Consider the following 14093-nt stretch of genomic DNA (forward strand, 5'->3'; position numbering starts at 1 on the left):
ATTCTTCTAATAACGGCGTTGGAGTTGTTCTCTGCCATCGCCATACAATGAGCACTTATACCTTGTTAACTCACTTATTATCTTGATAGCTGCAAGAGCCAAGCCGACAACCGGCCGATTAGAAATTAAATAATTAAAAACAAACAGTTATAAAAATAAAGATCATCACGCAGCGCTCTTTTTAACACTGTAGTGACGCTAAATGTCTTGTGAGAGTGCAGGCCACCTCCCTTTTCGCACCATCGCTGTGCAGCTTGCTCAAGCAGCAACGCAACCGCTTCTCTACCCTTATTTCTTAAACACCTGACATAATTGATAAAATGGTGATTACTGGCCAGTTGGCTAGCTCCTTGCTTTATACACGGTAAGGTTTTTAATCAGTTGGCAGCCAATGGCGGTTGCCGTGCGTTTAACGCATAGATTTTAAATAACGCTACCGGGCAACGACGCCCCTGACGCTCCCTTCTACCCAGTGTGGGTAGAAGGGAGCGTCAGGGGCGTTTTTTGTTTGGTGCTCAAGCAGCCGTAAAAAGACAGAGGAGCTACCCATGGAAACCACTTCCCGGTGCTCACCCAGCGACCATCTAGTTATTATTGGCAACGGCATGGCCAGCCATCGCCTGATTGAGGCATTGGTGAAGCTACCCACGCGTCCTCGGCACATCACGGTGATTGGTGCAGAGCCCACCCCGGCTTATAACCGTATTCTGCTCTCGCCAATGCTCGCCGGTGAGATGCATCAGGACGCGCTGACGCTGCGCGATGCCCAGTGGTACGCAAACCAAGGTGTCACACTGATTCTTGGCGAGAAAGTCGACACCCTTCATCGTAACCGCCACACCGTGGTCACCAACACCGGCCGCACGTTGCCTTATGACCACCTGGTGCTTGCTACCGGCTCGCGCCCAGCGATGCCCGACGTTCCAGGCATTGAGCTTGCGGGCGTGCAAGGCTTTCGTGACTTGCAAGATGCCGATGCGCTGACCGCCATCGCTCAACGTGGTGGTGATGCGGTGGTGATTGGCGGCGGCCTGTTAGGCCTGGAAGCGGCCGAAGGGCTGCGTAAGCGCGGCAACGATATCCGCGTTAGCGTGCTCCAGCGCAGCGAACGGCTGATGAACCGCCAGTTGGATACCACCGCCTCACATCTGCTTGAAAACGAACTGTCCCAGCGCGGCTTGAAGATTATTACCGGCGCCCAGTTAGCATGGCTAGAAGGCGACGCCCAAGGACAGGTCAGCAAGCTTCATCTTGCTGATGGCCGCCAACTGGCTGCCACGAGCGTCATTATTGCGGCGGGCATTACGCCTAACGCAGCACTTGGCCATCAGGCGGGCCTGACCACCGAGCGCGCTATCGTGGTGGATGAATTTCTCACCACTAGCGACCCAGCGATTTCAGCACTGGGTGAGTGCTGCCAATTTGATGGCACTACGTACGGCTTAGTAGAACCGATCTGGCGTCAGGTGGAAGTACTCGCCGCCCGCTTAGGTGGCATGCCTACCCTTGGCTACGCGGATGCTCCCAGCGCCACCAAACTCAAAATCAGCGGCGTGACGCTTTACGCCTTTGGCCCCACCGAGGCCAGCGCCGAGCATGAAGTATTGAATTACCACGACATTGAGCGCGGCGACTACCGCCGCCTGCTATTGCGCAACGGGCGGATAGAGGGCGCGGTGCTTTACGGCGATACCACCCAAGGCCCTTGGTACTTCGAGCAAGCGCTCGCTGGCAATGACCTTAGCGACAGCCGTCAAGCACTGCTGTTTGGCGCCGCTGATGTAGAAGCACTCCAGGCGAGCATGGCTGACCAACAGAACGACACTCCCCATTTATCGACCTTAGAGGTGGCATGATGTCTACCCAACCAGCGGCAACTCCCGAACAGCTTATTATTATTGGTAACGGAATGGTCGGCCACCACTTGGTCGAACAGCTCGTCGATAACGGCGCCCTTGAGCGCTATCAAGTCACCGTGTTTGGCGAAGAGCGCCACCGCGCGTACGACCGGGTGCACTTGTCCGAATACTTCAGCGGCCGCGATGCCGATTCGCTCGCGCTGTGTGATGCCGATTACTACGACGTTAGCGGTGTGGCGCTGCGCAGTGGCGAAAGCGTGATTGAGATTGACCGCACTACCCACGAAGTGATTACCGATCAAGGCCGCTACCCTTACGACCGACTTGTGTTAGCCACGGGGTCTTACCCATTTGTGCCGCCCATCCCCGGCAACGATCGCGAAGGTTGTCTGGTGTATCGCACCCTGGACGATTTGGACGCCATACGAGCCGCGGCTGAAACCGCCACTAACGGCGTGGTCGTGGGGGGTGGTTTACTGGGATTAGAGGCGGCGAACGCCCTGCGCGGACTAAACCTGGATACTGCCGTGGTGGAGTTCGCTTCACGTCTGATGCCGATGCAGGTAGATAATGAAGGCGGTGAACTGCTACGCGAAAAAATCGAAGCGCTCGGCGTACAGGTGCTGACCGAGCGGGCTACCCAACATATTGAGGATGGTGACGCCAGCCGCCACCGAATGGTCTTTCAGGACGATAAAGTGCTGGAGACTGACCTGATTGTCTTCTCCGCAGGCATTCGCCCCCGCGATCAGTTGGCCCGAGGCTGTGGGCTGGAAATTGGCGAGCGCGGCGGCGTCGTGGTCGATAACCAGTGCCTCACCAGTGACCCGGCGATCCTCGCAATTGGTGAAGTCGCGCTATGGAACCAGAGCATTTTCGGGCTTGTGGCCCCGGGTTACCAAATGGCCAAGGCGGCCCTTTCCACCCTCACCGGCGGCGATACCCATTTTGGCGGCGCGGATATGAGCACCAAGCTCAAGCTATTGGGCGTGGATGTGGGCTCGATTGGCGACGCCCACGGCAATCAGAACCCCGGCGCGCGAATGTTCCGCTACCTGGACCCGATCAAGCAAGAATATCGAAAACTGGTCGTTTCCAGCGATGGAAAAAAACTGCTCGGCGCCATGCTGGTGGGCAACAACGACGTTTATGACACCTTGCTGCAGTACTACGCCAATGGCATTGAGCTGCCAGAAGAGCCCGCCTCGCTGATTCTGCCCCAAAGCAGCGGCGCCGCCCCCACGCTTGGCCCTGGTGCACTGCCTGAAACCGCCACCATCTGCTCTTGTCACAACGTCACCAAGGGCGATATCTGCGCCACTATCGATGACGGCGCAGTCGATCTCGCCGGTGTCAAAGGTGTCACCAAGGCCAGCACCGGCTGCGGCGGCTGCACCGCGCTGCTCAAAAGCGTGGTGGATTACGAGCTGGAAGCCCGCGGCGTCGAGGTCGATAAATCCATTTGCGAACACTTCGCTCATACCCGCCAAGGGCTTTACGACATCGTGCGGGTCGAGGGCATCAAAACCTTCACTGATCTGATTGAAAAACACGGCAACCCCGACACCCACCGCTTAGGCTGCGATATCTGCAAACCCGCCGTGGGCTCTATTCTGGCTTCCTGCTTTAACGAACCGATCACCGATGCGGCGCATATCCCGTTGCAGGATACCAACGACACCTTTATGGCCAACATGCAGAAAAACGGCACTTACTCGGTGGTGCCGCGCGTGGCGGGTGGTGAAATCACGCCCGACAAACTCATTGCCCTGGGCGAAGTGGCCAAAAAATATAGCCTCTACTCCAAGGTGACCGGCGGCCAACGGATCGACCTGTTTGGCGCCCGCCTGGAAGACCTGCCGGATATTTGGAGCGAGCTGATTGCAGCAGGCTTCGAGACCGGCCACGCCTACGGCAAATCGCTGCGCACGGTGAAATCTTGCGTGGGCAGTACCTGGTGCCGCTACGGCGTGCAGGACAGCGTCGGCATGGCGATCCAGCTAGAGAATCGTTACAAGGGCCTGCGCGCACCGCACAAAATTAAGTTTGGCGTTTCCGGCTGCACCCGTGAATGCGCCGAAGCGCAGAGCAAAGACATTGGCATTATCGCTACTGAAAACGGCTGGAACCTCTACGTTTGCGGTAACGGTGGCATGCGCCCGCGCCACGCCGAACTGTTCGCTACAGATCTCGATGATGAGCAGCTCTACCGCACCATTGACCGCTTCCTGATGTTCTATGTGCGCACCGCCGACCGGCTGCAGCGCACCTCGGTATGGCGCGAAAACCTCGACGGTGGTCTGGACTACCTCAAAGAAGTGATTCTGGAAGACAGCCTAGGCATCAATGCCGAGCTGGAGCGCCAGATGCAAACCGTGGTGGATACCTACCAGTGCGAATGGTCCGACGCCATCAGCGACCCGGAAAAGCTAAAGCGCTTCCGCAGCTTCGTTAATGATGACCGCCCGGACCCGTCGATCATCATGACCTCTGAGCGCGGTCAGCCACGGCCCGCTTAATCGACCCTGTGCGTTTTCATAGATACTGAATAAAAACGAGGCAACCCATGACCGCAACAGCACTGAAAAAAGAGATAGATACCATGGCGGAACAAACCACCAAAACATGGCAAAAGGTTTGTACCAAAGCCGAACTTGTCGAGTTTTCGGGCGTCGCCGCCTGGATTGAAACCGCTGAAGGCCCTGCACAAGTGGCGATATTTTATCTCCCAAGCGAGCGTTTAACAGGTAAAGGCGACCCACTTTACGCCGTCGACCACTTTGACCCCTTTTCCAAAGCCAACGTGATCGCCCGCGGCATCGTCGGTGATCTTAAAGGCGCCGCCGTCGTCGCCTCGCCTATCTATAAGCAGCACTTCCGCCTTGAAGACGGCCAGTGCCTGGAAGACGACAGCGTCAAGCTGCGCACCTGGAACATCGAGTTTAAAGGGGAAGAGGTTTGGATTGAGGGGTAATTATCACTAAAGAAAAGCGCCACCTGAACAGGCGGCGCCTTTGACGATGATACTCTTCAAACGGTGATCCCTAGCTATTAGGGATACTTAACTATCCAAAAAGGTAATCAGCGCCCGGTTAAACTCATCAGGGTTCGTGGCATTGAGCCCGTGAGGCCCACCTTTGATCACTTCCATTTGCGCATTAGGCAGTAACGCTTGCGCCCGCTTGCCGCTGACTTCAAAAGGCACGATGCCATCCGTATCCCCGTGCAGTACCAGGGTGGGGATATCGATATTGGGCAAGTCTTTGCGGAAGTCGGTATAGCTGAACGCTTTGATGCATTCATAGGTCGCTTGCGGGGAGGCAAACGCCGCTATATCGCGGTGGTACTGACGGTTGGGTTCACTAATTAAATCACTGCGCTCACCGGCAGTGAAAAAGTTCTGGGTAAAGTCTTCCAGAAACGCAAGGCGATCCCCTTTCACACCTTCCAGGAACTGGTTAATAGTGGCGTCATCCAGGCCGCCTTCGGGGTTGTCATCCGCTTTATACAAGTAAGGCGGCACCGCAGCGGCAAACACCGCTTTACTTACCCGGCCGGTGCCATAACTTGAGAGGTATCGGGCTACTTCACCGCCGCCCATGGAGAAACCCACCAAAGTAGCGTCGTTCAAGTCCAGGGCCTCGATCAATTTCTTCAAATCTGACGCAAGTGTGTCGTAATCGTACCCACCATCTGCCTGGGTCGACCAACCGAACCCACGGCGGTCATAAGTGACGACTTTGTAGCCGGCCTCCACCAGCGCGGGCACCTGCTGCTCCCATGAGCGGCCACTTAGAGGCCAGCCATGAATCAGCACCACGGGCTTACCCGCCCCGCGCACCTCGTAGTAAAGCTCGACAGGTGTTCCTTGCTCTGTCCCCGCATTCAAAAACGGCATTGCTGCACCCTCCTGGTCGCTATGGCATACATTGAAAAGATGTCATACAAAGCTAGTACAACGTTTCATGTATTGCCAAACAGGCTGTTCCTCGCGCCGCTTATGCGCTAGCGATAAACAAAAACACTGACATGACGATCAACGATATTGCTATGCTTGCCAGCCTCTTATTCAGCAATCATTGGAGCAGAAGCGTTCGTGAAGAAAGAGTCGAGTACGTTGGCATTCTCCGCCTTGATGGCATTGCTCATCGGCTGTGCCGGTATCGTGGCCACGCTGGCCTCCAACTCCCAAGCCATTTTGCTGGATGGGTTGTTCAATCTGATCTATTTCAGCGTCGCCCTGGTGACCATAAAAGTCAGCAAATTAGCCAGCCGACCGGACAGCGCGTCGTACCCTTTTGGTTATAGCTATTTTGAGTCGCTGGTGAACCTCTGCAAAGGGCTACTGATTTTAGGCGTTTCTATCTTTGCCCTGGTCGATGCCATTGCTGCCCTGCTTACCGGCGGCCGTGAGATCGCGGCGGGCTTAGCGGTGCTTTACGCGCTATTTGCCACCGTGGCATGTTCACTGACTGCCTGGGTCATGCACCGCAGCCAGCGCCATGTGAGTAGCCCCTTGGTGGCGGCAGATAAGTTAAATTGGCTGGTCAACAGCGTTATTTCTGCCGCGGTGTTAGCGGCCTTTTGTCTGGTGATGCTGTTTGAACACTTGGGCTGGCGGGCCATTCTCCCCTACGTGGATTCCGTGCTGGTAATCGCGGTGGTGGTGCTCTGTTTGGGCGTGCCTGTGCGCATGGCGTCCCAAGCGTTGAGCGAGCTACTCAATAAAACGCCTGACGAAGCAGTCGCTGAGCCGGTACGACAAGCGGTGGCGCGCGGCCTGGCGGATATCGACACCCAAGAAGTGCGCGTTCGCATGGTGCGCCCTGGCCGCCTGCTTTACGTGATCGTCCATGTGGTACTTCCCAAATCACTTCCTGAGACGACCTTGGCGGACCAAGACTTGTTGCGCCAACGTATCGATGAAGAAGTGCGCCGCGACTACTCGCCGGTGGTATGCGACGTGGTGTTTACCGCCGACACTCGTTGGGCAGCCCCCTCTTGTGGGCTATTGGTAGAAAAAGGGTAGCTTGCGCGCCCGCCAATCACAGGCGCCCTGTGCAGCAAAACCACCGCCGCGATCACACCACCCAAGAGCGCACATCCAAACAGCGTTAGTGCCAGGGCATGCCCCACCGTATCGATGAGCATGCCGGTGGTGATCACCGGCAGGCTGAAGCCAATATAGGCCAGTAAAAAATAGCCCGCACTGGCCTGGGGCGCAGCCGCACCGGCCGTTGCCAATACGCCACTTAGCCCTCCTAGGTAGATAAATCCATAGCAAGCGCTGCTAGCGGCCACCGTGCCCAGCAGCACCACTGTCAGAGAGCCCTGCACGGCGCCCCAAGCGATGAGCGCATAAGCGATCGGCAGGATCAGTAATCCCAGCAACGTAGCGTTTCGCGGTGTGTATCTTCTGGCCCAGGGCTGAAAAAGCACCCCGCCGCTGCAAATACCGAAGGTGGCGAACCCGCTCCAGGAGGATAAACCGTGGCGCTGTAGTGTTGAGGGAAGTATCGCGATGACCAACCCGACTGTTGCCCACGCCAGCAAAATAGCCAACCCAAAGGCGAATGCGCCTGGCGGGTAGCTGGGCAGGCGCAGCAACGAACGCTTAGTGGTATCCGGCGGGCTATCTGCTAAGGGAGTGACCACGATGAGCGCTAGCGTGGCGGCGACCAAGTAAATCCACAGGCTAGGCGGCGTTACGCTGGGAGAGTGAAAGAGAAACAAGCTAGTCACCGCGGCCCCCAGGCCAAACCCAAGCGAGGTACTAGCCGTCACCCTGTTAGTGGCGATGCGATTATCCGCCTTGCCCACTAATAGCTGCATATACACCGGCGCCACTGCCGACGTTAACCCCATGCTGACGCCTAATAAAAATCGAGCCGCCCCCACTGCTATTAACGTTGGCGCCAGCAACGTCAACGCCGTCGCCAACAAACTTAACAGAAGTGCGGTAATGATTAGTGGCTTGCGCCCCACGCGATCTGCCAAGCCGTTTAAACCGAGCAGCACCGGCAAAACGCCCGCCACATAGCAGGCAAAGGCGATGGTAGTTGCCCCTACTCCCACGCCATCGCGCGCCGCGAGTGCATCGTAAAGCGGGGCCTGTAGATTGACCGCGGTAGTGATCATGCACAGGGCAAAGGCGAGGCAGGCGGCAGGCTGGCTATTGATAGCACGATTGGCAGAGCGGCTCATAGCGAGGGTCCTCAATAAGTCAGTCAGTGAACCGCTAAGCTCGCACGCTTACCGCGCAACGGTAAGGTACACTTAACCACCACTATGCAGACACTGTTTCGCTCTTTTAGCGAACAGTTGTGAGCCATACCGTTGTGAACCATACCGTTTTGAACCATGCCGTTGTGAACAACAGGGTCCGCTATGAAACTTAAGGTTAACCGCGACTCGCCTACTCCCATCGCGCAGCAGGTTGAAGCTGGCATCAGCGCTTGGATTGCTGCCCACGGCGCGGGTGGCGGCCATCGTTTACCCTCCATTCGCCGCTTGGCAGCCGCCCATCAAATTAGCCGTAACGCGGTTATTGACGCTTATGAGCGCCTGATTGCGGCGGGGTTGGTGCGTTCACGGCCCGGCTCAGGGTTTTACGTTGCCGAAAGTAGTGCCTCGTTGGCCGCCCAGCCGTCCGTTGCTAGCGCGCTGGAAGAGGTCACCAATGGCCTGTGGGGGCTTTTTAGTGCCAATGAGCACACGCTAAAGCTGGGCTGCGGCTGGCTACCCAGCCACTGGCGAGAGAGCGACGACCTGACCCATGCCATTCGTCAGGTGGCGCGTAAAAGCCGCTCGGGAATTTTCGAATACAGCACGCCTCAGGGGCCTGAAGAATTACGCCGCCTGATCCAAGAGCGCCTGCGCCCGCTAGCGATTAATGCCGATGCCCAGCAAATCGTGATAACCGGCGGCGGCAGTCATTCGCTGGATTTATTAGTAAGAATGCTGCTTGAGCCCGGCGATGTCGTGTTTGTGGAATCACCGGGTTATTACAATCTGTTCGGCCTACTGCACTTGCAGCGCATTCGCGTGATTGGCGTGCCGCGCTTGGCAGATGGGCCTGATATCGAGCGCTTGGAAGCATTATTGGCGCAGTATCAGCCCAAACTTTTTTATATTAACAGCGTATTTCATAACCCAACCGGTAGTACTCTCGCACCGGCGGTGGCTCACCGGGTGTTACAGCTCGCCGAGCAGCATGATTTTCAGGTTATCGAAGACGATATCTATGCGGATTTTCAGCACACGCCGACGACACGCCTTGCCGCGTTGGACGGCTTGAACCGGGTGCTCTATCTCGGAAGTTTTTCAAAAAGCCTCTCCTCTTCGCTACGGGTAGGCTTTATTGCCGCCCCGCCCTCACTGGTGCAGCGTTTAGTCGATATCAAGATGCTGACCAGTATTTCCGCATCGCGCTTTGCAGAGCAAGTCGTCACGACCATGTTGCTAAACGGGAGCTATCGAAAGCTGACAGAGCGACTACGCACCAAGCTTTCCCGTGAAATGGCCATGGCACTCGCCCTGCTCAAAAAGGCGAAGTGGGAGATTTATACCGAACCGGCGGGAGGGATGTTTATGTGGGCCAAGCCACCGGCCAAGATGACGCCAGAGGCACTTACAAAACTGGCCAACCAATGGGAGGTGACGCTGTCACCGGGGCATCTGTTCTTTGCCGACCATCAAGCCACCCCCTGGCTACGCCTTAACGTTGCCTATATGCAGGACCCGAGGGCCAAAGGGTTTATCGAGGCGGCAAGTTAGCCGTAGTTATGCGGCCCTTCAGCTTCGCTCAAAGGCCGCTGGCAAACCCCTGGTTATCTTTTTTCTTCCGTGGCTTCTTTCACTGGCCACACATCGGCATCCACTAGCTCAGGGCGTTTCAATATGGCAGGGTCGAAGAGCGGCTCTTCAATGCCTTCACGCCGCTGGCGCTCGTAATCCCTCAGCACGGAGACCGCGATGGGCGCCATGAACAGAATAGCAAACAGGTTCGTGGTGGCCATCAGCCCCATCGCCAGGTCGGCAAAATCCCAGACCACGCTTAGCTCTGCCACCGAACCGAGCAGCACCATGGCCAAAATGATCACCTTGAACACGCCCACCGCTTTTTTGGCGTGACGGCGGAACAGGAACTCGATGTTGACCGACGAGAAAGAGAAGTTGGCCAAAATAGAGGTAAAGGCAAAAAACAGAATCGCCAGCGCGATGAATATCTCACCAAACCCGCCCAAGTGATCCACCATGGCATCCTGAGTGAGCTGGATCCCTTCAATGCTGTCTCCTGGGGACTCCGACATCAGCCGTTCATAAACGCCAGAGAGCAGGATGACAACCGCGGTACAACTGCAAATCACGATGGTGTCGACGAACACCCCGAAGGACTGCACCAGCCCCTGCGCCGCTGGATGCTTGACCGTTGCTTGGGCCGCCGCGTTGGGCGTAGAGCCCATGCCCGCCTCGTTAGAGAAAAGGCCTCGCTTGATGCCGTTTTCCATCGCCGCTTTGATCGCATAGCCAGCCGCGCCACCCACTGCCGGGCCAAGGCCAAAGGCGCTCATCACGATCAGCGAAAGCATATCGGGCACGGCGGAGAGGTTGGCAAATAAGATCCATAGTGCGACCAGCAGGTAGGCGATGGCCATCACCGGCACGATCTTCTCGGCGGTTCGTGCTACCGATTTAAGCCCGCCGTAGATCACGAAACCGGCCAAGATGGCAATCACCACACCCGTTAACCAATTGGGGATGCCAAAGGCACCTTCCATCCCCTGAGCGATGGTATTGGATTGCGCCGCATTAAATGCCAGCCCATAAGCAATGATCAAAAATATCGCGAACAACGACCCCAGCCAGCGCCAGCCTAGGCAGCGCTCGATATAAAACGCCGGGCCACCGCGAAAGACGCCGTCTTCGTTGCGGTGCTTATAAACCTGCGCTAGCGTCGATTCGATAAACGCAGTGGCAAAACCGAGCAGCGCCGTTACCCACATCCAAAATATGGCTCCGGGCCCACCAATCCATAGTGCCAGCGCCACCCCGGCCAGATTACCGGTACCGACGCGGGCCGCCATGGACGTAGCAAACGCCTGAAAGCCACTGATGCCATCCCCAGCCCCGCGGGCGGTAAAGGTCACGTGTGCCATGTGCCTGAATAGGCGGAACTGCATACCCTTGGTCATGATGGTAAACAGTAGGCCCGCGCCTAGCAGCAGATAGACAAGAATATAGCTCCAGATAAAGTTACTGACAGGCATCATGATGGTATAGAGACCATCTCGCAGCGGGGCAATGATTAATTCGAGGGTCTCCATGGGAATGCTCTCCAGTTAGCTTTTGTTCACACTCGGGTGCCTAGAAAACCCAGCAAGTCCCCTCACCCAATGTGTTCAAGTGACCACCGAAAACCCGGCGCCACCCCCCGATTCTAGACAGTTTTTGTACCAGCCCCAAAAAACATGTAGAAAATAACGTGCGCAGCTTACCCAGTCTCTATCCATAATGGCGATATTAGTTACTTGCTAATACCTTGAGCTCCTCATAAAGCGCATTAGGGAAAGTAATTCCATTAATCCGGCTGCGCTCTCTTGCTGCAAAGCGGCGCTGGGAAGGCAAGCGCGCCCCTTGCGCCAATATACCTTCGAAAAGAACTTCAGCGTGTCTAAGGTGGGTATCAGCGTCTTTACCCAGAAAAACTTCCGGCGACATTGCGACAATCAGTTCCCCGTGAAAGGGCTTGCCGTTTTTTTCCGCATTGGCTGCCTGGGTTTCATGGCCCAGCAGATCGCCAATCAATGGGCCTGACAATAGCTCCACCATCGTAGAGAGCGCAGAGCCTTTATAGCTGCCAAAGGGCAGCATGGCACCAGCGAGCGCTGCCACGGGGTCAGTCGTTGAGTTGCCCTCACTATCCATTGCCCACCCTTCGGGAATTGATTTACCGGCTCGCCGATGAAGCTCTATCTCGCCACGGGCGACCACGCTGGTGGCAAAATCAAACGTATAGGGTGTACTACCTGGGCGCGGCCAGGAGAAGGCGATGGGATTGGTACCCAACAGGGGCGAGGTGCCACCGGCCGGAGCGACAAAGGCATGGCTCGGCGTCACTGCTAACGCCACCAGCCCCTCAGCTGAAAGTGCTTCCACTTCGGGCCACAGTGCTGAGAAGTGGAAGCTATTATTAATAGCGAGCGCCGCCACTCCACTGCGTTTAGCTTTCTCGATCAAATACGGTTTACCCATTTCAAACGACAGCAGCGAGCAGCCCTTATTCGCATTAACTTTAACCACACTGGCTGCCTGGTCAGTGATAGTCGGCTCGGCTTGGGTATCAACGCCGCCATTCAAAGCGGTTTGGACGCACCCAATCAGCCGGTATAAACCGTGGGAATGACACTCATCACACTGAGCAGCCATGACGCTGCGCGTAATCGCGCCAGCATGGGCCTGACTAAAGCCATGATGGGTGAGCACTTTGTTACTCAGCGCTTCGGCTTCTTGTAGCGAAATAGTGACATCATTACTCATAGCATTACCTTACACACTCTTATTGTTACGTTTTTATTTGAAAATTTTTTTAAAAGCCACACTAAAAAGCAGGCAATGAATGCCTGCTTTAGGACCGCAATAACGACAGCCTTTAAAGTTCGCGCTTGCCGTCAACTAACCGCGATACGTTGAGAGGGTTGCTCTCTTTAAGCGCCTCAGGCAGCAAGCCTTCTGGTAATGACTGGTAACAAACTGGCCGTAAGAAACGGTGGATGGCCGCTGAACCTACCGAGGTAGTGCGCGAATCAGATGTCGCCGGGAAGGGGCCACCGTGTACCATGGCATGGCACACTTCAACACCGGTAGGCCAACCATTGGCGAGAATACGTCCAGCTTTGCGCTCAAGCGTTGGCAGCAGCGCTTTAGCGGCCTCCAGGTCGGCATCGTCCATATGCAGTGTGACGGTGAGCTGGCCTTCTAACTGCTCAGCGACGCGCTTAACCTCAGCGTCATTTTCGCATTCGATGACCAGTGAACTGGCACCAAACACTTCGGCTTGCAGCGCTTTCGATGCGAGGAAATCGCTCGCTGACGCAGCAAACAGGCCTGTCTGACACTGATAGTCGCTGCCGGTCTGGCCACGAGCAATTTCACGCACGTTGGCCGCGCCGCTTAGGCTCTTCACGCCTTCTTGATAGGCACGATGAATACCCGGCGTCAGCATGGTCTGCGCGCCGCTGGCCTCTGCTGCACCACGTGCCGCTTCAATAAAGGCGTCCAGCTCAGGCCCTTTTAGCGCAATAACCAACCCTGGGTTAGTACAGAACTGGCCCGCGCCCATGTTGAGCGAGCCGATAAAGGCTTCACCTAACTCTTTACCACGCGTTTTAAGGGCCGCCGGTAGCAAGAACACAGGATTTATGCTGCTCATCTCGGCGTAGACCGGAATCGGCTGTGGGCGTGCTTGGGCCGTTTTCATCAGCGCCATGCCGCCACTGCGCGAGCCGGTGAAACCCACCGCTTGAACGCGTGGATCATCGACTAGCGCCTGGCCAATTTCGTTACCGGCACCAAACAGCAGCGAGAAAGCGCCTTCCGGCAAGTGACAGGCTTTTACAGCTTTTTGAATCGCCTGCCCCACCAGCTCCGACGTCCCCGGATGCGCTGAGTGACCTTTCACTACCACCGGACAACCAGCGGCCAAGGCAGAAGCGGTGTCACCGCCAGCTACCGAAAACGCCAGCGGGAAGTTGCTGGCACCAAACACCGCTACCGGGCCTAGGGCAATATGACGCTGGCGTAGATCCGCACGCGCCAGTGGCTGGCGCTCTGGCATCGCTGGATCAATACGTACATCTAACCATTCACCGGCACGTACGACCGAAGCAAACAGACGCAACTGACCGCAGGTTCTGCCCCGCTCACCTTCGATCCGCGCTTGTGGTAAGCCGGTTTCGGCCATGGCGCGCTCAACCAGTTCGCTACCAATGGCTTCAATTTCATTGGCGATAGTTTCTAGAAATGCCGCCCGCTCTTCGAGTGACGTTTCGCGATAGGTGCTATAAGCTGCCTCGGCTAGTTCGCAGGCTTGATCCACGTGGGCCCGACTGCCACCCACATAAATGGGCTCTAGCTTTTCACCGGTGGCAGGATTAATGGCTTGAATGTTGGCTTGGGTACCGGTCACTGCTTGTTGACCGATTAGCATTTCGCCTCGAATCGTCATAGGTCGCT

The 14093-nt window shown here is 56.3% G+C and carries 10 protein-coding genes; 5 read left to right on the top strand and 5 right to left on the bottom strand.

What is annotated here, in order from left to right:
• Nucleotides 1–548: 548 nt before the first annotated feature.
• The 3 genes from ACUN8H_RS02910 to nirD are packed head-to-tail and all read left to right on the top strand — an operon-like array spanning nucleotide 549 to nucleotide 4833.
• Complete coding sequence (locus ACUN8H_RS02910; protein ID WP_445530665.1) at nucleotides 549–1856, top strand: NAD(P)/FAD-dependent oxidoreductase; 1308 nt, start codon at nucleotides 549–551, stop codon at nucleotides 1854–1856.
• Nucleotides 1856–4378, top strand: coding sequence for a nitrite reductase large subunit NirB (gene nirB / locus ACUN8H_RS02915; RefSeq protein WP_445530666.1), 2523 nt, complete (start codon nucleotides 1856–1858; stop codon nucleotides 4376–4378). The genes ACUN8H_RS02910 and nirB overlap by 1 nt, the downstream gene beginning before the upstream one ends.
• Nucleotides 4379–4425: 47 nt before the next feature.
• Nucleotides 4426–4833, top strand: coding sequence for a nitrite reductase small subunit NirD (nirD, locus tag ACUN8H_RS02920; protein WP_445530667.1), 408 nt, complete (start codon nucleotides 4426–4428; stop codon nucleotides 4831–4833).
• 87 nt (nucleotides 4834–4920) lie between these two features.
• Here nirD and ACUN8H_RS02925 read toward each other — a convergent pair whose 3' ends face one another.
• Entirely contained in the window at nucleotides 4921–5757 is an 837-nt protein-coding gene (locus ACUN8H_RS02925; RefSeq protein ID WP_445530668.1) for an alpha/beta fold hydrolase, read from the bottom strand.
• A 198-nt stretch (nucleotides 5758–5955) separates the two neighbouring features.
• Between ACUN8H_RS02925 and ACUN8H_RS02930 the strand changes: the two genes are divergently transcribed.
• A complete protein-coding gene (locus tag ACUN8H_RS02930; RefSeq protein WP_445530669.1) occupies nucleotides 5956–6888 on the top strand; it encodes a cation diffusion facilitator family transporter in 933 nt (310 codons plus the stop codon).
• Here the strand turns inward: ACUN8H_RS02930 and ACUN8H_RS02935 are convergent.
• Nucleotides 6801–8063 carry an MFS transporter gene (locus tag ACUN8H_RS02935; RefSeq protein ID WP_445530670.1) on the bottom strand — a complete coding sequence of 421 codons (1263 nt, stop codon included), beginning with the start codon at nucleotides 8061–8063 and terminating at the stop codon, nucleotides 6801–6803. The two genes, ACUN8H_RS02930 and ACUN8H_RS02935, sit on opposite strands and share 88 nt — an antisense overlap.
• Nucleotides 8064–8246: 183 nt before the next feature.
• Between ACUN8H_RS02935 and ACUN8H_RS02940 the strand changes: the two genes are divergently transcribed.
• On the top strand, nucleotides 8247–9635 hold the full coding sequence (locus ACUN8H_RS02940; protein WP_445530671.1) for an aminotransferase-like domain-containing protein: 1389 nt from the start codon (nucleotides 8247–8249) through the stop codon (nucleotides 9633–9635).
• 53 nt (nucleotides 9636–9688) lie between these two features.
• Here the strand turns inward: ACUN8H_RS02940 and ACUN8H_RS02945 are convergent, their stop codons facing one another.
• From ACUN8H_RS02945 to ACUN8H_RS02955, 3 genes are all read right to left on the bottom strand, one after another.
• Nucleotides 9689–11185, bottom strand: a complete 1497-nt coding sequence (locus ACUN8H_RS02945; protein WP_445530672.1) for an alanine/glycine:cation symporter family protein — start codon at nucleotides 11183–11185, stop codon at nucleotides 9689–9691.
• A gap of 196 nt (nucleotides 11186–11381) precedes the next feature.
• A complete protein-coding gene (locus ACUN8H_RS02950; RefSeq protein WP_445530673.1) occupies nucleotides 11382–12398 on the bottom strand; it encodes an Ldh family oxidoreductase in 1017 nt (338 codons plus the stop codon).
• 112 nt (nucleotides 12399–12510) lie between these two features.
• Nucleotides 12511–14085, bottom strand: coding sequence for an aldehyde dehydrogenase (NADP(+)) (locus tag ACUN8H_RS02955; RefSeq protein WP_445530674.1), 1575 nt, complete (start codon nucleotides 14083–14085; stop codon nucleotides 12511–12513).
• Nucleotides 14086–14093: the final 8 nt, after the last annotated feature.

This window comes from Vreelandella sp. V005, from assembly GCF_052645115.1.

What these genes read in the sequence shown, in the direction of transcription:
- ACUN8H_RS02925 (WP_445530668.1), bottom strand. Translation starts at nt 5,757, where the DNA reads ATGCCGTTTTTGAATGCGGGGACAGAGCAAGGAACACCTGTCGAGCTT.
- ACUN8H_RS02945 (WP_445530672.1), bottom strand. Translation starts at nt 11,185, where the DNA reads ATGGAGACCCTCGAATTAATCATTGCCCCGCTGCGAGATGGTCTCTAT.
- ACUN8H_RS02935 (WP_445530670.1), bottom strand. Translation starts at nt 8,063, where the DNA reads ATGAGCCGCTCTGCCAATCGTGCTATCAATAGCCAGCCTGCCGCCTGC.
- ACUN8H_RS02950 (WP_445530673.1), bottom strand. Translation starts at nt 12,398, where the DNA reads ATGAGTAATGATGTCACTATTTCGCTACAAGAAGCCGAAGCGCTGAGT.
- ACUN8H_RS02955 (WP_445530674.1), bottom strand. Translation starts at nt 14,085, where the DNA reads ATGACGATTCGAGGCGAAATGCTAATCGGTCAACAAGCAGTGACCGGT.
- nirD (WP_445530667.1), top strand. Translation starts at nt 4,426, where the DNA reads ATGACCGCAACAGCACTGAAAAAAGAGATAGATACCATGGCGGAACAA.
- ACUN8H_RS02940 (WP_445530671.1), top strand. Translation starts at nt 8,247, where the DNA reads ATGAAACTTAAGGTTAACCGCGACTCGCCTACTCCCATCGCGCAGCAG.
- ACUN8H_RS02910 (WP_445530665.1), top strand. Translation starts at nt 549, where the DNA reads ATGGAAACCACTTCCCGGTGCTCACCCAGCGACCATCTAGTTATTATT.
- nirB (WP_445530666.1), top strand. Translation starts at nt 1,856, where the DNA reads ATGTCTACCCAACCAGCGGCAACTCCCGAACAGCTTATTATTATTGGT.